Source organism: Nocardioides anomalus (assembly GCF_011046535.1).
Taxonomy (GTDB): domain Bacteria; phylum Actinomycetota; class Actinomycetes; order Propionibacteriales; family Nocardioidaceae; genus Nocardioides; species Nocardioides anomalus.
In genome coordinates, this window is record NZ_CP049257.1 from 3,364,177 (window position 1) to 3,385,404 (window position 21,228).

Genomic DNA, 21,228 nt, shown 5'->3' on the forward strand with positions numbered 1-21,228 from the left:
CAGTATCCCAGATCAGACGTGGTGGAGGGCACACTGCCTCCATGACCGAGCACGAGTCCTCGTCGAGCACAGCGCCCTCCCCGGTCCTCTACGACGTCACCGACGGCGTCGCGACGATCCGGCTCAACCGGCCCGAGGCGATGAACAGCCTCGACATCGCGACCAAGGAGCTGCTGCGCGACACCGTGCAGGAGGCGGCGGGCGACCCGGCCGCCCGCTGCGTGGTGCTCACCGGCTCGGGCCGGGCGTTCTGCACCGGCCAGGACCTCAAGGAGCACGTCCAGCTCCTCCAGAGCGGCAGCAGCGACGAGCTGTTCACGACCGTCGAGCGGCACTACAACCCGACCGTCACCGCGCTGGCCGAGATGGAGAAGCCGGTCATCGCCGCGGTCAACGGCGTCGCGGCCGGCGCCGGCGCCAGCCTGGCCTTCGCCTGCGACGTCCGGGTGGTGGCCGACACCGCCGGCTTCAACCTGGCCTTCGCCAACGTCGCGCTGTCCTGCGACACCGGCTCGAGCTACACCCTCCAGCGCCTCGTCGGCCCGGCCCGGGCGCTCGACCTGCTCTACTTCCCGCGCACGGTCAAGGCGGAGGAAGCCCTCGAGCTGGGCCTGGCCAGCCGCGTCGTGCCCGCCGACGAGCTCGAGGCGACCGTGGCCGAGCTGGCCGCCCGCCTCGCCGCCGGGCCGACCGTCGCCCTCGGCGCGATCCGGCGTTCCGTGGCGTACGCCGCGAGCCACACCTTCGCCGAGTCGCTCGCCCTGGAGGGCGAGATGATGACCCGCACCGGCGCCACCGAGGACCACCGCGCCGCCGTGGCGGCGTTCGTGGCCAAGGAGAAGCCGGTCTTCCAGGGCCGCTAGCGGGTGGGGCGCGCGACGGCGCCGAAGATCCTCAGCACCTGCCGCGGGGCGTCGACCCGCATCGTCGTGCGGGGCGGGCGCGCGCCGTACTCCACCGTGAGCGCGAACGCGTCCGGGAACGTGTGGTTGAACCAGCCGGTCATGGTGCCGTGGCAGACCCCGCCGCAGTCCAGGCGCGTGGCCGGCAGCCGCAGCGTGCGCGCGACCAGCCGCGAGAAGCCCGGCCGCTTGTTGTCGGTGTCCACCCCGTGCAGCGGCTGGTGGAAGCTCAGCACGTAGTCCGGCCGCACGTCCTTGAGGAAGGCCATCATCGCCCGCGTCTCGGGCTCCGAGGCCGGCCGCGACCCGGACTCGTAGTTGCCGTCGAGGTCGACCCAGCCGTACGGGTAGTTGCGGTTCAGGTCGACGCCGTGCGCGTTGCGCCGGTGGTGCGCGGCGAGCCCGTCGGGGTTGTAGACCGGGACCACCCACAGGTCGACGCCGCGGATCTGCGGGCCTTTCCGCAGCGCGTGCAGGATCTGCTGGGTCGCGGGCTCGTTGCCGTGCATGGTCGAGACCAGCACCACCGTCGGGCCCTTGCCCTTGGCGTCGTCCAGGTGCCAGGCGCGGATCTCCCGGCCGCGCACGGAATCACCGATGACGCGCTGCTCGAGGACGTGACCGGCGCGCTCGACCGGTGCGGGCGCGGCGGACGACGGCGCGGCCGGCGCGACGGGTACGCCGAGCGGCGCCGCGGCCAGGACCAGGGCGGCGAGGAGCGCTCGGCGCATCAGACCGCCGAGGTCAGGTAGGCGAAGGTGAAGACGACCACGCCGACCAGCATGCCGACGTGGGCGAGCACCGAGAGCCCCGGCCCCTCCGACCAGGTGTCCTGCCGGCCCTCGGAGGCGTGCTTGCCGTGGCTCGGCAGCCACCGGACCAGGATCAGCAGGCCCGCGATCGTCACGACCCAGAACATCCCGAGCCCGACGATGCCCACCGACGAGCTTCCGGCCGTCGAGTCCTCGGGCGCGATGAGGAAGACCGTCCAGACCACCACGGCGAGGACGCCGAAGAACGTGTGCACGTCGAGCAGACGCCGGCCCACGTGGAACCGCCCCGCGCCCTGGCCGCCGCGCATCCGCAGGCGCGTGAGCACCACGACCACCGCCGCCAGGGCGGTGAGGACGTAGCAGACCACGGCGAGCGACACGGGCCGCAGTGTGCCCTACGGCGCGTGGTCGTCGCCACGAGCCTCCGGCGCGAGCGGCGTCTCGGACGGCGTCTCAGCCCGGACGGTCTCGCCCGCCGGCGCGGGCTCCGGCTCCGGCGCGGGGGCCGCCTCCACCGCCGGCCGCTCGGCGTCCTCCAGCTGCCGGGCCAGGCGGTCGAGCAGCGTGTCGACCTCGGACATCCGGTAGCCGCGGAAGGCCAGCGAGAACCGCACCCGCCGCACGTCCTCGGCCCCGAGCGTCCCCTCGCGCGGCACGAGCGCGTCGGGCCGGTCGTCGTACGCCTCGGCCATCGGCGCGCCCCGACCCGCCGCCAGCGCGGCCACCCCGCCCATGACCAGCACGACCAGGATCGCGAAGAACCACATCACCGCAGCTCAGCGCCCCTCGCGCGCGGCCACCATCACCGCGACCGCCTCGTCGACGTCGTCGGTCAGCTGCAGCATGTCGAGGTCGGACTCGCTCAGCTTGCCGTCGGCCAGCGCCGTGTCGCGCAGCCACGACACCAGCCCGGACCAGTACGTCGTGCCGATCAGCACGATCGGGAACCGCGTCACCTTCTGCGTCTGCACCAGCGTCAGCGCCTCGAACAGCTCGTCCAGGGTCCCGAACCCGCCCGGCAGCACCGCGAAGCCCTGGGAGTACTTCACGAACATCGTCTTGCGCGCGAAGAAGTAGCGGAAGTTGACCCCGATGTCGGACCACTCGTTGAGCCCCGACTCCCACGGCAGCTCGATGCCCAGGCCCACGCTCACCCCGCCGGCCTCGCTCGCCCCCCGGTTGGCCGCCTCCATCGCCCCGGGCCCCCCCACCGGTGATCACGGCGAACCCCGCGTCCACCAGCTTGCGCCCGAGCTCCTCGGCCAGGGCGTACGACGGGTGGTCCTCCGGCGTCCGCGCCGACCCGAACACCGCGATCGCCGGCCCCAGCTCCGCCAGCGCCCCGAACCCCTCGACGAACTCCGCCTGGATCCGCAGCACCCGCCACGGGTCGGTGTGCACCCAGTCCGTCGGCCCCCGCGAGTCCAGCAGCCGCTGATCCGTGGTCGACCCGTCCACCTGCCCCCGGCGCTGCACGACAGGCCCCTTGAACTTGCTTCTCACTCAGTGATCCTTACGTTTGCGCTGGTCAGAAGCGGTTTGCTCGCCGCCGACTCGAACTGAGAACGGCTGGCTACGACCACTTGGCGAGCGTACTTGGGCAGAGCTCGCCGAGCGAAGAGCGGCGACTGGTGTGACTGTCACAGTCCCAGGCGGAATGTGCTAGATCCACTAGTCGCAGGGCCCGTGCGCACCCTGGCTGGCTCACCGACTTCGGGACTGCTCAACGTCCTCGACGAGCGCCGACAGTCGAAGACCCAGGCTCTGCGCCAGCCGATCCGCAAGTTCCAAAGTCATGGAGCGCCGGCCACGCTCGATCAGCCCGATCGAGGTGCGGTGAACACCCGCCTCTTCAGCGAGCCGCTCCATCGACCAACCACGCGCGCGTCGCTCATTGGCTAGGCGCTCGGCAATGCCTCGCGACAGGTCGGAGTCGCGTACGGGCACTCGAGGACGCTAAGAACCCTCGCGCTCACTGTCACCGAGACAATAGTCTCGACGAATGGGAGAAGTGCCGACGTCGTGGAGAGACGCCGCTCGGCGCGAAGTCGAAAGATCCGAACCGCCAAGTGCGGCATCGACCCGCGCCCTCATGACGCGTTTGAGTGAACTCCGAGCAGCCCGCTTAGCGACGGAGCAGCTTCTCAACGATCACGAGGGTCGAAGTGCCGCCGCGCATCGTCTCTGCGACGACTATCTGAAAGCGGAGATCAGCATGTCCACCTTCATTCGGCGGCTGCGTCAACTGGAGCGCCGGCACCGCTGAAGATCCGGCTCAGAGACTCTTTGCCTGAAGCTGTTTGGTTCTTTGAATAACCTCGGAGATGTAGCCCAAGGTCTCATTCACTCCCGGGTAGAAGTCGCTCGGGTGTGCGCACTCGTTCCGCTTGTTGAGTAGACCTAGCAGAGCCTTCATCTGGTTCTTGGTGCAGAGCCCAAGCGGTTGAGTCGTTTCGACGAAGGCGTGCTCAGTGACGTACTCACGCATCTCCTCGATGTTGCGGCCCTTCCAAGCGGGACGAAGTGCGCGCACTTGGACCAAGCCATCCGAGGCCAGCATCTCTTCCAAGTAGTCCATGAAGGCTGCCCATGCCATTACGTGGGCAGCCCGATACAGGCCATTCTCGGCACATCGAAGTGCCTGCCGGAACAAGTCATCCTGCTTGAGGCTTAGCTCGTCCAGAGCCTCGAAGCTCGCGTGGACTTCGACGACCCGTGACTTCCGAGCGTCCTCGTGGATGCTGAAGATCGCGTGCGCCTCGACGGTGAACGCTCGTGAGCGTGTCCGGTAGTCCGCGATCCGTAACGGGTCCAAGATCAGGACTCGTCGGGGAAGAGGTGTTTCTTCATCGCTGCGAAGAAGCGGTCGTACGTGTCGGGGTTGTCCGTTGCCGGCACCTCAAGCTGAATGTTGATGATCACCTCGGGCGTTGCCTGCCGAGGCATCGTGGGGATGGTCGGCACCGTCGCGCTCACCACGGGGGCGGACGCGGCCTCCTCTTGAGCGGCGGCGGCAACGCCAGCGTCGAAGTCCGCAAGCGCGGACGCACTACGGAAGGACTTGAGCGACCGATCAACGACGGTCGGCGAGGCGGACGGGGAGCGCGTGCGCATCCAGTTGCGTATCGCCTCGTCGTCCCGCCGATCGGCGTCCGGGTATAGCTCGAAGAGTCCTCTCCACCCATCTCGGACAGCGGCCGCCATGACGGACTTGGACTCACCGGTGTGCCGGTAGTCGCGCCAGCGGTCCGTAGGCGTTCCAGACGCGTCTACGAAGCCCAAGTCCTTAAGGAAGGAGGTCAGGTAGCGGTCGTTCGAGCTCTTGAACCCGATCGACTCCAGGTACTTGACCGTGACTTTCGATGGAGTTCCGGTCGTCACCATCGTGTCGAAGAACTTGCTCAGCGTTCCAGTGTTGAGGACGTACGGCAGATCAGCCATTCGCTACCCGCTCTGTTAAGAAGGTGGACCGTGCGAGCGTACTGGCGCTCTTGACGGGGCGCGGTCTTACACGCCGACCGGCCCCGCGTGTGGTGCATCCGTGACAGTGCGCCACGGGTCGGTGTGCACCCAGTCCGTCGGCCCGCGCGAGTCCAGCAGCCGCTGGTCGGTCGTCGACCCGTCCACCTGCCCGCGCCGCTGGATCACCGGGCCCTTGTACTTCGCTCTCACCACGCGCCTAGCGTGCCAGCCCGCCGCTCACGCCGCGCCGCCGACGGGCCGCCGCGCCCGGCGACCCGGTGTCGCGCGCACGCCGGACGAGCACGTGCCGGTGAAGCACGTCGGGCGGTGAGAGGCGCAGCTGCGGGAGGGGGTGAGCGAGGACCGTCAGCTCAGCCACTCCCGGAGCTGGGCCTCACACCGCTCGATGTGCTCCACCGGCACGTGCTCGTCCTGCTTGTGGGCGAACATGGGGTCGCCGGGGCCGAAGTTGACCGCGGGGATGCCGAGGGCGGTGAAGCGGGCGACGTCGGTCCAGCCGAACTTGGGGTTGACCTCGCGGCCGACGGCGGTGATGAAGGCCCGGGCGGCGGGGAGGTCGAGCCCCGGGAGCGCGCCGGGGGCACTGTCCACGATCGCCACCTCGTAGCCGGAGAAGAACTCGCGCACGAAGCGCTGGGCCTCGTCCTCGCTGCGGTCGGGGGCGAAGCGGTAGTTCACCTCGACGACGCACTCGTCCGGGAGCACGTTGCCGGCGACGCCGCCGCGGATGCCGACGGCGTTGAGGCCCTCGTGGTACTCCAGGCCGTCGATCACCGGCCGCCGCGGCTCGTACGCCGTGAGCCGGTCCAGGATCGGGGCGGCCTGGTGGATGGCGTTGACGCCCTTCCAGGCGCGGGCGGAGTGGGCGCGCTCGCCGGTGGCGCGGACCTCGGCGCGCAGCGTGCCCTGGCAGCCGGCCTCGACCTCGGCGTTGGAGGGCTCCATGAGGATCGCGAAGTCGGCGGCCATGAGCCCGGGGTCGCTCTGGCTGAGCCGGTTGAGGCCGTTGAACTCCGAGTCGATCTCCTCGGCCTCGTAGAGGATGAAGGTGACGTCGCGGTTCGGCTCGGGCACGGTGGCGGCGAGGCGCAGGATGACCGCGTCGCCGCCCTTCATGTCGCACGTGCCGAGCCCGTGCAGCAGCTCGCCGTCGAGCCGGGCGGGCAGGTTGTCGTTGACCGGGACGGTGTCGAGGTGGCCGGCGATGACCACCCGCTCGGGCCGGCCGAGCGAGGTGCGGGCCACGACGGTGTGGCCGTGCCGGCTCACCGTCAGGTGGTCGTACGCCGACAGCGCGGTCTCGACCGCGTCGGCGATGGCCTGCTCGTTGCGGCTGACCGACTCGATGTCGACCAGCTGCACGGTGAGGTCGACGGCGCCGGCGGTCAGGTCGAGGGGCGAGGGGGTGGCCACCGGCCCATCACACCAGCCCCTCGACGTACGCCGCGAGGTGGGCCAGCGCCATCCGGGTCCCGGTCTCGTTGTCCGCGGCCGACACCGCGTCCGGGACCCCGTCGTGCACGAGCGTGACCTCGGTGCCGCCGGCGGCGTCGGCCAGCGTCCACGTCATGGTCATCGCGCCGGCGAGCGCCGGGTCGGCGGACTCGAAGGCCAGCTCCTCGACCACCTCCTCGTCGGGCACCAGCCGCACGAAGCGCCCGGCGTAGGTGTCGACGTTGCCGGCGGTCTTGCCGGACCGCGAGGCGTCGGCGTAGGCCAGCGACACCCGGAACCGCCCGCCCTCGACCGCCGACCACTCGTGCACCTCGGCGCTCATGTCGTCGGGCACCCGCCAGCGCGAGACGGCCGCGGGGTCGAGCAGCGCGGCGTACACCGCCGACCGCGGAGCGCGGACCAGGCCGGAGGCGGTGGTGGCGTACACAGACCCAGCCTACGAAACTAGAACTGGTTCTAGTTCTCCCCTACGCTGCCGCCATGCGCCACGGGCTGGTCCTGTTCTCCTCCGACCGCGGCATCACGCCGGCGGCGCTGGCCCAGGCGGGCGAGGAGCGCGGCTTCGCCACGCTCTACGTGCCCGAGCACACCCACATCCCGGTCCGGCGCACGGCCGCGCACCCCGGCACGGGCGACGAGACGCTGCCGGACGACCGCTACACCCGCACCCTCGACCCGTGGGTCTCGCTGGCCACGGCCGCGGCGGTCACCGAGCGGATCGGGCTGTCCACCGCGGTCGCGCTGCCGGTCGAGTCCGACCCGATCACCCTGGCCAAGACCATCGCCACCCTGGACCACCTCTCCGACGGCCGGGTCACGCTCGGCGCCGGCTTCGGCTGGAACACCGACGAGCTCGAGGACCACCACGTCCCGGCCGACCGGCGTCGCACCGTCCTCAAGGAGTACGTCGAGGCCATGCGCGCGCTGTGGACCCAGGAGGAGGCGGCCTACGACGGCGAGTTCGTGCGTTTCGGCCCGTCGTGGGCCTACCCCAAGCCCGTCCAGGCCCACGTCCCGCTCATCATCGGGGCCGGCGGCGGCCCGCAGACGTTCCGCTGGATCGCCCGACACGCCGACGGCTGGATGACCACCCCGCGCGAGACCGACATCAGCGACCGCATCGAGGCGCTGCAGCAGGCGTGGGCCGAGGAGGGCCGCGACAGCGCGCCCGACGTCCGTGTGCTCATCGCCTTCCGCCCCGACCCCGCCGACCTCGCGCGCTGGGCCGAGCAGGGCGTCACCGAGCTCATCTGGGGCGTCCCGGACAAGCCGGTGGACGACGTGCTCGCCCACCTGGACAAGCACGCCGCCCGCCTCGGGCTCACACCCGGCTGACGCTCACCTGCGGCTCGCCGTCGGCGCCCGCCACCACGTCGTACGACGTCGCGAGGGTCTCCTCGGCGATCAGCGCCTCGTGCGCACGGGCCGCGGCCTGCACGGCCTCGGAGCCGGCGATCGTCAACGCGATCCGGTCCGAGACCTCGAGGCCGGCGTCGCGGCGGGCCTGCTGGACCTGGCGGACCAGGTCGCGGGCCAGGCCCTCCTGCTCGAGCTCGGGCGTCAGCGCGGCGTCGAGGACCACGAAGCCGCCGGTGGGCAGCACGCCGACGGCCGCGGACTCCTCGGCCGAGCCGGCGACGGTCTCGAGGGTGTACTCCCCCTCCTGCAGCGCCAGCCCGCCCGCGACGACCGCGCCGGACTCCGCGACCGACCAGTCGCCGGACTTCGAGCCCTTGATGGCCTGCTGCACGTCCTTGCCCAGCCGCGGCCCCGCGGCCCGGGCGTTGACCGTGAGCTTCTGCGACACGCCGTACGACGCGGCCTCGGGCGCGCCGGCCGCGAGCAGCCGGACCGCCTTCACGTTGACCTCGTCGGCCACGATCGCCTCGAACCCCTCCAGCGCGGACGGGTCGTCGACCACGACGGTGAGCGAGGCCAGCGGCAGCCGGTTGCGCAGGTTGCGGGCCTTGCGCAGCGCCGAGGTGGCCGAGCAGACCTCGCGGACCTGGTCCATGGCCGCGACCAGGGCGTCGTCCTCGGGCAGCTCGTCGACCCGCGGCCAGTCGGTGAGGTGCACCGACCGCTCGCCGGTGAGGCCGCGCCAGACCTCCTCGGTCGTCAGCGGCAGCAGCGGCGCGGTCACCCGGCACACGGTCTCGAGCACCGTGTAGAGGGTGTCGAAGGCGTCGGCGTTGTCGCCCCAGAACCGGTCGCGGGAGCGGCGGATGTACCAGTTGGTCAGCACGTCCAGGAACTGCCGCGTGGTCTCGCACGCGTCGGCGACGGCGTAGGAGTCCATCTCGGCCGTGGCCTGCTCGACGTACTGGCGGCACTTGGCCAGGAGGTAGCGGTCCAGCGGGTCGGTGGACGTCGTCCGACGCGTGGCGTCGTACCCGGACGCGTTGGCGTAGAGCTGGAAGAAGTACCAGCTGTTCCAGAGCGGGATCATCACCACGCGCACGGCGTCGCGGATGCCCTGCTCGGTGACGACCAGGTTGCCGCCGCGCAGGATCGGCGAGGACATCAGGAACCACCGCATCGCGTCCGCGCCGTCGCGGTCGAAGACCTCGCTGACGTCGGGGTAGTTGCGCAGCGACTTCGACATCTTGTTGCCGTCGGAGCCGAGCACGATGCCGTGACTGATGCAGTTCTCGAACGCCGGCCGGTCGAAGACGCCGGTGGCCAGGATGTGCAGCGTGTAGAACCAGCCGCGGGTCTGCCCGACGTACTCGACGATGAAGTCGGCCGGGAAGTGGTGCAGGAACCAGTCCTCGTTCTCGAACGGCACGTGGTTCTGCGCGAACGACATGGAGCCCGAGTCGAACCAGACGTCGAGGATGTCGGAGACCCGGCGCATCGTGGACCGCCCGGTCGGGTCGTCGGGGTTCGGGCGGGTCAGCTCGTCGACGTAGGGCCGGTGCAGGTCGGGGTTGCCGTCCCGGTCGCGCGGCACCCGCCCGAAGTCGCGCTCGAGCTCGGCGAACGAGCCGTAGACGTCGACGCGCGGGTACGCCGGGTCGTCGGAGACCCACACCGGGACCGGCGAGCCCCAGAACCGGTTGCGGGTGATCGACCAGTCGCGGGCGTTCTCCAGCCACTTGCCGAACTGGCCGTCCTTGGTGTGCTCGGGCACCCAGTTGATCTGCTGGTTGAGCTCGACCATCCGCTGCTTGAACGCCGTCACCTCGACGAACCACGACGAGACGCCCTTGTAGATCAGCGGCTCGCGACAACGCCAGCAGTGCGGGTAGCTGTGGTCGTAGGTCTCGCGGCGCAGCAGCAGCGTGCCCGGTGTGACCGCGCCCGTCGTGGCCTTGAGGTCGTCGATGATGTGGGGGTTGGCGTCGAAGACCTGCATGCCGGCGTACTCGCTGACGGGCTCGGTGAACCGCCCGTCCTTGCCGACCGGCATCACCGCCTCGATGCCTTCGCGGTCGGTGACCTCCTTGTCGACCTCACCGAAGGCACCGGCGCTGTGCACCAGCCCGGTGCCGTCGGTGGTCGTGACGGCCTCGTCGGCGGCCACGACACGGAAGGCGTGGGCGTGGCCCGCGTAGTAGCGGAACGGCGGGGTGTAGGTCAGCCCCACCAGCTCCTGGCCCTTGCCACGCCACACGACCTGCGGGGCGTCGCCCAGCTCGCGGGCGTACACCGCGAGGCGGGCCTCGGCGAACACCAGGGTGGCGCCGTCGTGCGCGACCCCGACGTAGTCGATGTCGGTGCCGACCATCACCGCGAGGTTGCTGGGCAGCGTCCACGGGGTCGTCGTCCAGATCATCAGCTTGGCGTCGTGGAGCTCGCCGTCGGACGTGATCGGGAAGCCGACCGTGACCGCCGGGTCCTGGCGGTTCTGGTAGACGTCGTCGTCCATGCGCAGCTCGTGGTTGGACAGCGGCGTCTCGTCGTTCCAGCAGTAGGGCAGCACGCGGAAGCCCTCGTAGACGTGGCCCTTGTCGTAGAGCTGCTTGAACGCCCAGATCACCGACTCCATGTAGTCGGGCTGGTAGGTGCGGTAGTCGTGGTCGAAGTCCACCCACCGCGCCTGGCGGGTGACGTAGTCGCGCCACTCGCCGGTGTACTTCATCACCGACGCGCGGCAGGCCTCGTTGAACTTCTCGATGCCCAGCTCGAGGATCTCGTCGGTGGTCTTGATGCCGTTGAGCCGCATCGCCTCGAGCTCGGCCGGCAGCCCGTGGGTGTCCCACCCGAAGCGCCGCTCGACGCGCCGCCCGCGCATGGTCTGGTAGCGCGGCACCACGTCCTTGACGTAGCCCGTCAGCAGGTGGCCGTAGTGCGGCAGTCCGTTGGCGAACGGCGGGCCGTCGTAGAAGACGAACTCGTTGGACCCGTCCTCCCCCGCCTCGCGCGCCTCGACGCTGGCCTGGAAGGTGCCGTCGGCGGCCCAGTAGTCGAGCACCGCCTGCTCGATCTCGGGGAAGCGCGGGCTCGAGGGGACGCCGTGGGCGCCGGACGTCGAGGCCTTGGGGTAGCTCATCGCTGCTGTCTCCTGTGATCGGTCCTGCCGGTGCTGATCACAGGGACGGCCTCCGTCACGCGGGAGCCGCGGTACCACCCTGCTTGCCCTCCGGTGCCGCTGGAGGACCCCTCGTTCACGGCTGTGACGGGCCTACCCGCCGGGTTCTACTGACCCCTGCCGACCTCGGTCGACGGGGGCGTTCTTCCCGGGGCTCGCCGCTGATGACGGCTCGAGCGCCTGTGCCGCCCAGCGTACGGCGCGCGCCCGAGCGCGCGCGAATCAGTCGGCTCAGCGCTCCTCGGGTCGCGGGGAGGGCCCGCGCGGACCGCGCCGCCCCGGATCGGGGTCCGTCGGCGGCGGCGCGAGCGGGTCGCGGCCGTCCTCGCCACCGGCCAGGTCGACACCGGTGTCGACCACCGCGCCGGCGACCACGCTCCAGGGCGTGGAGCTGACGGCGGCGTCCACGCCCGCGCCCGCCACGGTGGAGACGACGACGCCGGCGTCGGTGTCGTCGAACTCGCCGGGCTCGCCCTTCCCGAGCGCCAGGGCGGCGCCGCCGACGCTCAGCGCGAAGTCGACCTTGCTCGACACCGCGCTCGCCGCGCCGGTGGCCAGGTTCTTGGCCAGCGCGGAGCCGATCTCCCCCGGCGTCGGGCCGAGGTGGGCGCGGCGGCGCTCGGCCTGGACCGCCAGGTCGAGCTCGCCGTGCACCCAGTCCCGGAAGGTCTGGTGGGCCTCGTCGACCTCCTGCCCCAGGTCCTGCAGGAGGATCTCCAGGTCGGCCTCGTGGTCCTTGGCCGCGGCCTCCGCGTCGTCGGCGGGCACGCCGATGTCGGTCCGGTCCACGTGCCGGATGCGGGTGCCGGTCACGACGAGCCCGGCGTCGCGCGCCCGGCCGCGGATGCGCTCCATCCAGTTCTCCCGCTGCTGCATGCGGGTGGCGAGGACGTCGAGCAGGTCGGCCGCACGCCCGATGCGGGCGGCCTCCGCGTCACAGCTGGCCACGACCGCGCGCGCCGCCCGCGAGTACGTCGACGCCGCCTGCCCGCCCCACTCGCCCCCGACCAGCTGCCGGGCCGCCTGGGTGTGCTGGGCGGCGCGCTCCACCGCCGCCTGGTAGGTCCCGCGCAGCCAGTCGGCCACCGCCCGGACCTGGTCGGGCTCGCCCTCGACCTCGGTCTCGACGATCACGGCAGCCTCTTCACGGCGATGCGGAAGCCCTGCGCGAGGTGCAGGTCGGTGGCCTCGATGTTGTCGGTGGCCTCCTGGACGTGCATGGCCAGGACGTCGTTGACCTCCGCGACGTGGTCGCCGACGGACCTGAGGGCGTCGAGCAGCCGGTGCACCTGACCGGTGGCCTCGCCGGCGTCGGACCCGGGTGGGTCGAACGGGGCCACCGCATCGGCGGCGGCGTGGTGGGCGGCCATCACCGTGGCGGCCGCGTGCGGGTCCAGGCGCAGCGTCATGCGTCAGGGTCTACCCGGCACGGGGGCCGTCGAATCCGGCTTGCCCCTCGACCGCGGCTCTGGTCGGGTGGGCGCGTGAGCGACACCTGGCTGCCGTCCGAGGAGGACCCCCGCACCATCACCGATCAGCCGCGGGGCGAGCGGGCGGTGGTCGAGGGCTACCTGCGCCACTACCGGAAGACCTTCGAGCTCAAGCTGCAGGGCCTCGACCCCACGCAGCTGGCCCAGCGGTCGGTGCCGCCGTCGTCGATGTCGCTGCTCGGGCTGCTGCGGCACCTGGCCGGGGTCGAGCAGTCCTGGAACGTCCGCGCGCTGCAGGGGCGCCACGACGCACCACGGCTGGCCTCGTCGGGGACGGACCGCGACGACGACTTCGACGGCGCCGAGGGCACCCAGGAGTGCGTGGACCAGGCATGGGCGGACTGGCGGCGCGAGGTGGCCGACGCCGAGGCGTGGCTGGCGGGCGACGACTACGACCGGGTGGTCGACGTGCGCGGCGACGAGATCGAGGTGCGCGACGTCGTGGTGCACCTGGTCGAGGAGTACGCGCGACACTGCGGTCACGCGGACCTGCTTCGTGAGTGCGTCGACGGGAGGACGGGACAGTGAGCGAGCTGGAGGCGCTGCGGCGCTGGCTGCGCGAGGCGCGAGGCGTGGTCGAGGCCAAGGCGGCGGGGCTGAGCGCCGAGCAGCTGGCGGCCAGGTCGGTGCCGCCGTCGGAGCTGTCGGTGCTGGGGCTGGTGCGCCACCTGGCGCAGATGGAGCACTACTGGTTCGTGGTCACGCTCTCGCGCACCGACGAGCCGCGACCGTTCTTCCCCGCCGGCGACTGGGCGGCCCAGTTCCGCGACGCGGTGGCCGACGACGCCGTGGTCGAGGAGGCGTTCTCGACCTGGCGCGCGGTGCGCGCGCGGGCCGATGCGGTGCTGGACGGCCTGGAGCAGTCCGACCTCGACTTCGTGTGGGACCCCGACGACCGGATCGGCTCGGTGCGCGAGGTGCTGGAGCAGGTGGTCTACGAGTACTCCCGGCACTGCGGCCACCTCGACCTGCTCCGCGAGGCCATCGACGGCGAGACCGGCGAGGAGCGCTGACTCACTCCACGCGCATGACCTCGAGCCCGAGCCAGGCGGCCAGGGCCTCGATCTCGGCCTCGACGGCGTCCCGCGTGGCCGCGGGCCAGTCGAAGTCCTCGTGCACCCGGTCCACCCGCAGCACGCCCTCCTCGGGCTCGGCGGTCGCGTCGAGCTTGCCCACGAGCAGGTCCTCGTGGAGCACGGGCAGGGCGTAGTAACCCCAGATCCGCTGCTCCACCGGCTTGTACATCTCCAGCAGGTAGTCGAAGCCGAACAGCTGGTCCAGCCGCCGGCGGTCCTGGACCAGCCGGTCGAACGGCGAGAGCAGGGCGGTCCGGCCGGTGAAGGGACGCTCGAGCAGCGCGGGGTCGACCCGCCACTCCCCCCGCACGCCCTCGACGACCGCGGGCTCGCCGGCCTCGCCGACGTCGTACTCCCCGCCGAGCGCGGCCGGGTTGCGGCTGCGCCCGAGACCGAGCGCGCGGAGCCGGCGCTCGTGGAGGGTGCGCTGGGCCTCGTCGGGCTCGGGCACAGGATCGTCGGGGTAGACCCGCTCGGCGAGGTCCCACAGCTTCTGCCGGCCCTCGCGCCCCGCCGCGGCCACCTCGCCGCGCTCGACCATGTTCTTGAGCAGCATCGTGACGTTGCGGTGGTTGTTCCACCCCGACGACGGCCACGGCACCTCGCAGGTGTCGTCGAAGGCGCTGGCCGGCAGCGGTCCCTCGCGGCGCAGCAGGTCGAGGATCTCGCGGCGGCACCCGTCGTTGGCCTCCACCCAGCGCGCGACGTCGAGCTGCCACTGCCGCAGCGGCTCGCGCCCGGGCCAGATCGTCATCTCGGCGCGGAACAGCGCCATGTCCTCGCTCGGCCGGATGAACCCGTGGTGCTCGATGAGCACCTGCTGGTCGATGAGGTCGGCGAGCTCGTCGCGGTCGTACGCTGCGCCGAGCCGGCTCCAGAGCACCAGGTCGGCGGTGGGCGCGCCGAGCGGGGCGGTCGGCTCGTTCTGCACCAGCGTCAGGTGCCGGACCACCTCGAGCACCGACGTCGGCCGCTCGGCGTCGAGCAGCTGCGCCCGCAGCGCGATGCGCCGGGCGTCCTCCCGACTGAGCTGGTGCACCACGGCTCGACCCTAGGAGGCAGCGCCGACGGCGGGTACCGCTCCGCCATGGCGGACAAGAAGGGCAAGGGGTCGAGCACGGCCCAGAAGGCGAACGCGAAGGCGGCCGAGGAGGGGAAGAAGAACCCCCGGAAGTCCTCCGCGGCGCAGGCCGAGCTGGGCAAGAAGGGCGGCAAGACCCAGAAGAAGTCCTGAGCCGGCTCACCCCTAGGGTTGGCGCGTGAGCGACGGAGCCTGGGGACACGCGCTGGTCACGCTGGACGAGGGCGGCGCGGTGCTCGACGCCTGGTTCCCGCGGCCCGCCATGGGCGGCCACGACGGCAGCGACGCACCCGCGAGCCTGACCGCCCTGGCCGGGTCGGACGACGTGCGCCGGGTCACGCGCGAGGTGCGCCTGGTCGAGATCGCCGACCTGCAGGAGGCGCCCGCGTCCACCGAGGACGTCTGGCTGCGGCTGCACCTGCTCAGCCACCGGCTGGTCCGGCCGCGGACCGTCTCCCTCGACGGGCAGTTCGGGCTGCTGGCCAACGTCGTGTGGACCAGCGCCGGGCCGTGCGCGGTCGCGGGCTTCGAGGAGACCCGGGCCCGGCTGATGGCCGACGGGCAGCGGGTCACGGTGTTCGGCGTGGACAAGTTCCCGCGCATGGTCGACTACGTCCTGCCCAGTGGCGTGCGCATCGGCGACGCCGACCGGGTCCGCCTCGGCGCGCACCTGGCCGAGGGCACGACCGTGATGCACGAGGGGTTCGTGAACTTCAACGCCGGCACCCTCGGCACCTCGATGGTCGAGGGCCGGATCTCCGCCGGCGTGGTGGTCGACGCCGACTCCGACGTGGGCGGCGGCGCCTCGATCATGGGCACGCTCTCCGGCGGTGGCACCGAGGTCGTCTCGGTCGGCCGGCGCTGCCTGATCGGCGCGAACGCCGGTCTCGGCATCTCGCTGGGCGACGACTGCGTCGTCGAGGCGGGCTGCTACGTCACCGCCGGGACCAAGGTGACGATCACCGACATCGAGGGCAAGCCGAAGGTCGTCAAGGCCCGCGACCTGTCCGGCGCCGACAACGTGCTGTTCCGCCGCAACTCCGTCACCGGAGCGATCGAGGCCGTGCCGTGGCGCAGCGACGGCGTCGCGCTGAACGCCGTGCTCCACGCCAACTAGGTCAGACCAGGTTCACCGCGCGGGCGGCCACGCCGGCCACGGTGAGCAGCGCGGTCGAGGACGCCAGCATGAACAGCACCTTGAACGGCCGGCTCAACGGCATCGCGTCGGTCGGGCTGAACGCCGTCGACGCCGTGAAGGCGACGAACAGGTAGTCCAGGAACGCCGGCCGCCAGGCGTCGTACCCGTCCAGCGTCATCTGCGGAAAGAGCAGGTCGGGCTCGTCCTCGGGCGCGGGGTGCCGCGGGTCGCGGGCCTGCGGGCCGCCGCGGTCGAGCTCCCAGAAGACCACCGCGACCGCCACCACGTTGGTCAGCAGCACGACGACGGCGGCGCGGACCAGGTCCGAGCCCGCGAACGACGTGCCGCCGGCGATCAGCACGAGCAGGTGCACGACCCGCACCGTGTTGACGCCGAGCACCGCGAACGCCGACACCAGGGCCAGGACCCGGAGCGCAGGGTGCTGCGGGTCCTCGTCGAGCAGCACGGGGTTGGCCACGACCAGCGGGACGAGCAGCACCAGCTGCACCAGCGGCACCAGCCAGGGCGGCCCGAGGCTGACCCGCTCCGGCAGGGCCACCTGGGCGGCCAGGACGAGCACGACGGCCACCGTCGCCGGCCAGCGGCGGCGGTGCGCGACGGAGGCTCCCGTGGTGGCCACGCCGCCGATCATCCCCGACCGGCTTGGTCCGGATCGCCACAATCGCCGGGTGAGGAGGGGGATCGCGGTCGGCGCGGGCGTCGTGGTGCTGGCGCTGCTGGCCGCGGTCGGGTGGTTCGCCGTGCGCGGCGACAAGATCCCGTTCCTGGCCCCCGACCAGTGCGTCGCTGACGTGGGCGGGCGCACCGTGGTCCTCGACCCGAGCCAGGCGCGGTACGCCGGCCTGATCGCGGCCATCGCCGTCGAGCGCGGACTGCCGGCACGGGCCGCCTCGATCGCCCTCGCCGCGGCGTACCAGGAGTCGGACCTGCGCAACCTGCGCGGCGGCGACCGGGACTCCGCCGGGCTCTTCCAGCAGCGACCCTCCCAGGGCTGGGGCACGCTCGCCGAGGTCCGCGACCCGGCGCACGCGGCCAACGCGTTCTACGACGCCCTGGTCAAGGTGCCCGGCTACGAGGCGCTGGAGATCACCGTGGCGGCCCAGGAGGTCCAGCGCTCGGGCTTCCCCGACGCCTACGCCGACCACGAGGCCGACGCCCGCGTGCTGGCCTCCGCGCTCACCGGCAACTCCCCGCGCGCCTTCAGCTGCCGGCTCGGCGACACCGACGCCGGCCCGGCCGCCCTGGAGGACTCCGGGCTGACCGAGCGCGCCGACGCCGTACGCCGCGACGTGGCCTCCCTGTTCCCGCAGCAGCCCCTCGGCGGCTTCGAGCCCGGCGGCGTCTCGACCGGCCACATGCCCGGCTCGGCGCACTACGACGGGCGCGCGGTGGACGTCTTCGTGCGCCCGATCAGCCCGCGCAACAAGACCCGCGGCTGGGCCATCGCGCAGTACCTCGTCAGCCAGGCCGACCGCCTCGACGTCAAGACCGTCATCTTCGACGCCCGCATCTGGACCGCCGGCGCCCGCTCCGGCGACGGCTGGCGCGACTACGACCCACCCGACCGTCCCGGCGACCGGGCCGTCCTCGAGCACCGCGACCACGTCCACGTGGACGTGTACTGACGCCTCCCCTGGCCCCGACCGACCCCCAGCGGGGTCAGTCGGGCCGGTCGGGCGGTAGTCCGATCGGACGATTTCCACAGGGATTCGGGCGCAGTTCGTGCACACCCGGGGGTGCGGGAGTACAACAGTCTTGGATCGTTCGAACCCCGGGGAGGGGTTCGACCACGGGGAGGGAACCCACATGTGCACCCACACTCCGGCGTGCCCGGACAGCCGAGCCACCGACTGCTGCACCGCCCACGTCGTCGCCGACCGCAGCGGCCAGGGCTGGTGCCGCCTCTGCAACGGCATCATCCTGTTCGACGACGGCCACTACCTGACACCTGAGGGACACGACCAGCTGATCGCTTAGGTCCCGTTCTTCTCGGGCCCCTGCTTGCCGTCGCCGCTCTCGCTGTTCGGGTGATCAATTGCGTAGCGGCCGCGCGCTTACCAGCCCGACTCCCGCTGTCAAGGACGCTACGCGCCACTTCGTGGCGGACGGCGGCCTTCGGCGACAGGTCCGTCCTTGACAGCGGGACCCGGTCTGGCTGGTGAGGGCGCGCTAAGGGCGAGGCTGCGCCCCGCCCCACACAAGCGCGGCCGCCTTCGGCGACCACGCTGCGGTCCCGATGTGCGAATGACCTCGACCTCACTCCCCCACCCCCACGTGAAGGCGAAAGCGAGGGTGCCGCCGCCGACCAGGCCGCCTGTGGGCTGACCCGGCCACCGCCGGACCGCAGCCCCCTCGCCGAACGCTAGACCCGCGGCGTGGGGCGCGCATGCCGGACGCAATGGGGCTGGGAGCAGTCGCGTGCAACACGGCGTCGGTTGCGTTCGGTGAGGGGGCTGCGGTCCGGCGGGGGCCGGGTCAGTCCACAGGCGGCCGAGAACACGAGAGCCGCACCACGAGACACAGCACCCAGCCCCACCTACACCGGCAACGGATGTGCCACGACGCGGTCCCGCCCCCCGCGCTTGGCCTGGTAAAGAGCGGCGTCGGCGGCGGCGTACAGCTCTTCGGGGGCCGACCCGTGCGTCGGCGCGTGGGCGAGGCCGGCGCTGACCGAGACCTTGACCAGGTCGCCGGCGCCGAGGTCGAAGCCGTGGGCGCGGACCAGCTCGGCGATGTCCTCGGCGCGGCGCAGGGCGACGTCGATCGTGCAGCGCGGGAGCAGGACGGCGAGCTCGTCCCCGCCGAGGCGGCACACGACGTCGCCGCGGCGGGAGGCCTCGACCAGGAGCCCGGAGAGCTGCACCAGGACCTGGTCGCCGCCGGGGTGGCCGTAGCGGTCGTTGACGGACTTGAACTCGTCGACGTCGAGGAGCACCAGCGAGGTGCCCTCGTCGCCCTCGGGTCGGGTGAGGGCGCCGTCGAGGGCCTCGTCGAACGCCCGGCGCGTCACCAGGCCGGTGAGCGGGTCGATGGCGGCGAGGCGGGCCAGCTCGGTGACCAGCGCGTCCTGGCGCTCGCCGCTGCGCACGAGCAGGTAGGACATGGTCACCAGCGCGGAGGCCATGTACGCCGTGTCGAGGACGGCCTCGCGGGCGCCGAGCTGGCTGAAGACGACGACGACCTCGCCGAGCAGGCACAGGGCGGTCATCACGATGGCGCCGGGGCGCCGGAGGAGCGCGGCGCCGTACACCGCGGGGAAGACGAAGAAGATCTGGGCCGAGACCGAGGCGTCGTGCGTCGCCAGGTCGACGAAGACGATGACGGCGATGGCGGTGACCGGGCACAGCGCCCAGGCCAGCCGGCTGGCCTGGTCGAAGAACCACGAGGCCACGGCCATCAGCGCGGCGGTGAAGAGCGCGAGGGCGGCGAGGGCGAGGACCGCGGGGTCGGTGGGGCGGTTGGTCCCCGGCTGCAGCGGCAGGGTCAGCACGGTGACGGCGACGCCGACCGCGATGAGCACCGACACGGTGCGCGCGGCGACGGTGACGTCGCGCGGGCGCATCCAGTCGAGCAGGCGGTGGTACGGCGCGCCGAGGCCACGGGCCAGCGCGTCGCCAGGCGCGACCGGTTGCGTCACGAGGTCCACAGGTACCCCCCGGTCCCGGTGTGTCGACGGGCGACCGGCTCCCTCCGGTCTCCCTGGTGCCGTCAGGGTAGGGAGCGCAGCGCGCCGATACCGGCGAACGCGGGGGTTGCGCGGAAGCGGTCTGGTCAGCCGGGTCCGATCACCACCCGACGGGGTGGGATCGGGGCGGATGTCTCAGGTCAGCCGGTGCACGGCCGAGGCGACCCGCTCGTCGGTGGCGGTGAAGGCCACGCGCACGTGCTGGGCGCCGGCCGAGCCGTAGAAGTCGCCGGGCGCGGCGAGGATCCCGCGCTCGGCCAGCCACGAGACGGTGGCCCAGCAGTCCTCGTCGCGGGTGGCCCACAGGTAGAGCGAGGCCTCGGAGTGGTCGACGCGGAAGCCGGCCGTCTCGAGGGCGCCGCGCAGGTGGGTGCGCCGGGCGGCGTACCGCGCGTGCTGCTCCTCGGCGTGCGCGGTGTCGGCCAGGGCGGCGGCCATCGCGACCTGCACGGGGCCGGGCACGATGAGCCCGAGGTTCTTGCGGACCGCGAGCAGCTCGCCGACCAGCGCGGGGTCCCCGGCCACGAACGCCGCGCGGTAGCCGGCCAGGTTGGAGCGCTTGGACAGCGAGTGGACGGTGAGGATGCCGTCGGGCGAGCCGCCGCTGACCGAGGGGTGCAGCACCGAGACCGGCTCCGCGTCCCACGCGCACTCGAGGTAGCACTCGTCGGAGACCAGCACCGTCCCGCGCTCGCGGCACCACTCCACCACCTTGCGCAGGTGCTCGGGCGGCAGCACCCGGCCGGTCGGGTTGGACGGCGAGTTCAGCCAGAGCAGCGCGGGCCGCTCCGGTCCGATCGCGGTGAGCGAGTCGGTGGCCAGCGCGCGGGCGCCGGCCAGCGCCGCGCCGACATCGTACGTCGGGTAGGCCAGCTCGGGGAAGACCACCAGGTCTCCCGCGCCGACGCCGAGGTGCAGCGCCAGCTGGGCGATGAGCTCCTTGGAGCCAACCGTCGGCAGCACGCCGTCCAGGCCGACCCCGGTGACGCCGTGGGTGCCGAGCCAGTCCAGGCACGCCTGCCGGGTGGCCTCGAGCCCGATCGTCGTCGGGTAGCCGGGCCAGTCCGCGGCCGCGGCCAGCGCCTCCTGCACGACCCCCGGGGTCGGGTCGACCGGCGTACCGACCGAGAGGTCGACGATCCCGTCCGGGTGCGACCGCGCACGGGCGGCGTGAGCGGTGAGCTTGTCCCAGGGGAAGTCGGGGAGACGGGCGGAGACGCCTCGTGAGCTGCTCAGCGGACTACTCGTCGTGCTCCTGCGGCGGCAGCGCGGCGACGAGCTCGTGGTCGTGGTCGATCTCGCCCATCTTCGCGGCGCCACCGGGCGAGCCGAGGTCGTCGAAGAACTTCACGTTGGCGTCGTAGAACGACTTCCACTGCTCGGGGACGTCGTCCTCGTAGAAGATCGCCTCGACCGGGCACACGGGCTCGCAGGCACCGCAGTCCACGCACTCGTCGGGGTGGATGTAGAGCATCCGCTTGCCCTCGTAGATGCAGTCCACCGGGCACTCGTCGACGCAGGCCCGGTCCTTGAGGTCCACGCAGGGCTGAGCGATCACGTACGTCACGGGAGGCAGCCTAGTATCCCGGC

The 21,228-nt window shown here is 72.2% G+C and carries 24 protein-coding genes and 1 pseudogene; 8 read left to right on the forward strand and 17 right to left on the reverse strand.

What is annotated here, in order from left to right; translation table 11 throughout:
* The first annotated feature begins 41 nt into the window (after window positions 1-41).
* Window positions 42-863, forward strand: a complete 822-nt coding sequence (locus G5V58_RS16910; RefSeq protein ID WP_165235271.1) for an enoyl-CoA hydratase/isomerase family protein — start codon at window positions 42-44, stop codon at window positions 861-863.
* Here the strand turns inward: G5V58_RS16910 and G5V58_RS16915 are convergent.
* The 9 genes and pseudogenes from G5V58_RS16915 to G5V58_RS16960 all read right to left on the reverse strand — a co-directional run bounded on the left by G5V58_RS16915 (window position 860) and on the right by G5V58_RS16960 (window position 7,040).
* Window positions 860-1,633, reverse strand: coding sequence for a M14 family zinc carboxypeptidase (locus G5V58_RS16915; protein WP_165235274.1), 774 nt, complete (start codon window positions 1,631-1,633; stop codon window positions 860-862). The two genes, G5V58_RS16910 and G5V58_RS16915, sit on opposite strands and share 4 nt — an antisense overlap.
* The gene (locus G5V58_RS16920) at window positions 1,633-2,055 is read right to left on the reverse strand and encodes a hypothetical protein (protein ID WP_165235277.1); all 423 of its coding nucleotides are present in this window, start codon (window positions 2,053-2,055) and stop codon (window positions 1,633-1,635) included. The genes G5V58_RS16915 and G5V58_RS16920 overlap by 1 nt, the downstream gene beginning before the upstream one ends.
* Window positions 2,056-2,070: 15 nt before the next feature.
* Window positions 2,071-2,442: a DivIVA domain-containing protein gene (locus G5V58_RS26595; protein ID WP_165235280.1), complete on the reverse strand. Its 372-nt coding sequence runs from the start codon at window positions 2,440-2,442 to the stop codon at window positions 2,071-2,073.
* 9 nt (window positions 2,443-2,451) lie between these two features.
* Window positions 2,452-3,178 (reverse strand): annotated as a pseudogene (locus G5V58_RS16930) (LOG family protein).
* A 201-nt stretch (window positions 3,179-3,379) separates the two neighbouring features.
* Window positions 3,380-3,622, reverse strand: a complete 243-nt coding sequence (locus G5V58_RS16935; protein WP_230486697.1) for a helix-turn-helix domain-containing protein — start codon at window positions 3,620-3,622, stop codon at window positions 3,380-3,382.
* Between the two features lie 328 nt (window positions 3,623-3,950).
* The gene (locus G5V58_RS16940; protein ID WP_165235283.1) at window positions 3,951-4,490 is read right to left on the reverse strand and encodes a hypothetical protein; all 540 of its coding nucleotides are present in this window, start codon (window positions 4,488-4,490) and stop codon (window positions 3,951-3,953) included.
* 2 nt (window positions 4,491-4,492) lie between these two features.
* Window positions 4,493-5,116, reverse strand: a complete 624-nt coding sequence (locus G5V58_RS16945; protein ID WP_165235286.1) for a DUF5343 domain-containing protein — start codon at window positions 5,114-5,116, stop codon at window positions 4,493-4,495.
* Window positions 5,117-5,503: 387 nt separating this feature from the next.
* Complete coding sequence (gene dapE / locus G5V58_RS16955) at window positions 5,504-6,571, reverse strand: succinyl-diaminopimelate desuccinylase (RefSeq protein ID WP_196240522.1); 1,068 nt, start codon at window positions 6,569-6,571, stop codon at window positions 5,504-5,506.
* A 7-nt stretch (window positions 6,572-6,578) separates the two neighbouring features.
* Window positions 6,579-7,040 carry an SRPBCC domain-containing protein gene (locus G5V58_RS16960; RefSeq protein WP_165235289.1) on the reverse strand — a complete coding sequence of 154 codons (462 nt, stop codon included), beginning with the start codon at window positions 7,038-7,040 and terminating at the stop codon, window positions 6,579-6,581.
* A gap of 53 nt (window positions 7,041-7,093) precedes the next feature.
* Between G5V58_RS16960 and G5V58_RS16965 the strand changes: the two genes are divergently transcribed.
* A complete protein-coding gene (locus G5V58_RS16965; protein WP_165235292.1) occupies window positions 7,094-7,948 on the forward strand; it encodes an LLM class F420-dependent oxidoreductase in 855 nt (284 codons plus the stop codon).
* Here the strand turns inward: G5V58_RS16965 and ileS are convergent.
* The 3 genes from ileS to G5V58_RS16980 form a co-directional block, all read right to left on the reverse strand.
* A complete protein-coding gene (gene ileS, locus G5V58_RS16970) occupies window positions 7,935-11,108 on the reverse strand; it encodes an isoleucine--tRNA ligase (protein WP_165235294.1) in 3,174 nt (1,057 codons plus the stop codon). The two genes, G5V58_RS16965 and ileS, sit on opposite strands and share 14 nt — an antisense overlap.
* A 270-nt stretch (window positions 11,109-11,378) precedes the next feature.
* Complete coding sequence (locus G5V58_RS16975) at window positions 11,379-12,281, reverse strand: hypothetical protein (protein WP_165235297.1); 903 nt, start codon at window positions 12,279-12,281, stop codon at window positions 11,379-11,381.
* On the reverse strand, window positions 12,278-12,556 hold the full coding sequence (locus G5V58_RS16980; protein WP_165235299.1) for a hypothetical protein: 279 nt from the start codon (window positions 12,554-12,556) through the stop codon (window positions 12,278-12,280). The genes G5V58_RS16975 and G5V58_RS16980 overlap by 4 nt, the downstream gene beginning before the upstream one ends.
* Window positions 12,557-12,631: 75 nt before the next feature.
* On the opposite strand from G5V58_RS16980, the gene G5V58_RS16985 reads away from it, so the two are divergent.
* Window positions 12,632-13,165, forward strand: coding sequence for a DinB family protein (locus G5V58_RS16985; protein ID WP_230486698.1), 534 nt, complete (start codon window positions 12,632-12,634; stop codon window positions 13,163-13,165).
* Entirely contained in the window at window positions 13,162-13,650 is a 489-nt protein-coding gene (locus tag G5V58_RS16990; protein ID WP_165235301.1) for a DinB family protein, read from the forward strand. Before G5V58_RS16985 ends, G5V58_RS16990 begins: the two co-directional genes overlap by 4 nt.
* 1 nt (window position 13,651) lies before the next feature.
* Here G5V58_RS16990 and G5V58_RS16995 read toward each other — a convergent pair whose 3' ends face one another.
* Window positions 13,652-14,755, reverse strand: a complete 1,104-nt coding sequence (locus G5V58_RS16995) for a DNA glycosylase AlkZ-like family protein (protein ID WP_230486699.1) — start codon at window positions 14,753-14,755, stop codon at window positions 13,652-13,654.
* A gap of 45 nt (window positions 14,756-14,800) precedes the next feature.
* On the opposite strand from G5V58_RS16995, the gene G5V58_RS17000 reads away from it, so the two are divergent.
* Both G5V58_RS17000 and dapD read left to right on the forward strand, forming a co-directional pair.
* Window positions 14,801-14,947, forward strand: a complete 147-nt coding sequence (locus G5V58_RS17000) for a hypothetical protein (protein ID WP_165235303.1) — start codon at window positions 14,801-14,803, stop codon at window positions 14,945-14,947.
* A gap of 25 nt (window positions 14,948-14,972) precedes the next feature.
* Window positions 14,973-15,911, forward strand: a complete 939-nt coding sequence (gene dapD / locus G5V58_RS17005; RefSeq protein ID WP_165235305.1) for a 2,3,4,5-tetrahydropyridine-2,6-dicarboxylate N-succinyltransferase — start codon at window positions 14,973-14,975, stop codon at window positions 15,909-15,911.
* A 1-nt stretch (window position 15,912) separates the two neighbouring features.
* On the opposite strand, the gene G5V58_RS17010 is transcribed toward dapD, so the two are convergent.
* Window positions 15,913-16,572 carry a hypothetical protein gene (locus G5V58_RS17010; protein ID WP_165235307.1) on the reverse strand — a complete coding sequence of 220 codons (660 nt, stop codon included), beginning with the start codon at window positions 16,570-16,572 and terminating at the stop codon, window positions 15,913-15,915.
* Window positions 16,573-16,621: 49 nt separating this feature from the next.
* On the opposite strand from G5V58_RS17010, the gene G5V58_RS17015 reads away from it, so the two are divergent.
* Together G5V58_RS17015 and G5V58_RS17020 are read left to right on the forward strand one after the other, a co-directional pair.
* Window positions 16,622-17,578: a hypothetical protein gene (locus G5V58_RS17015; protein ID WP_230486700.1), complete on the forward strand. Its 957-nt coding sequence runs from the start codon at window positions 16,622-16,624 to the stop codon at window positions 17,576-17,578.
* A gap of 181 nt (window positions 17,579-17,759) precedes the next feature.
* Entirely contained in the window at window positions 17,760-17,930 is a 171-nt protein-coding gene (locus G5V58_RS17020) for a DUF5999 family protein (RefSeq protein WP_165235309.1), read from the forward strand.
* Between the two features lie 559 nt (window positions 17,931-18,489).
* On the opposite strand, the gene G5V58_RS17025 is transcribed toward G5V58_RS17020, so the two are convergent.
* The 3 genes from G5V58_RS17025 to fdxA all read right to left on the reverse strand — a co-directional run bounded on the left by G5V58_RS17025 (window position 18,490) and on the right by fdxA (window position 21,205).
* Window positions 18,490-19,590 carry a GGDEF domain-containing protein gene (locus G5V58_RS17025; protein WP_165235311.1) on the reverse strand — a complete coding sequence of 367 codons (1,101 nt, stop codon included), beginning with the start codon at window positions 19,588-19,590 and terminating at the stop codon, window positions 18,490-18,492.
* Window positions 19,591-19,773: 183 nt separating this feature from the next.
* A complete protein-coding gene (gene dapC / locus G5V58_RS17030; protein ID WP_165239238.1) occupies window positions 19,774-20,874 on the reverse strand; it encodes a succinyldiaminopimelate transaminase in 1,101 nt (366 codons plus the stop codon).
* 4 nt (window positions 20,875-20,878) lie between these two features.
* Complete coding sequence (gene fdxA, locus G5V58_RS17035) at window positions 20,879-21,205, reverse strand: ferredoxin (RefSeq protein ID WP_165235314.1); 327 nt, start codon at window positions 21,203-21,205, stop codon at window positions 20,879-20,881.
* Window positions 21,206-21,228 lie beyond the last annotated feature (23 nt).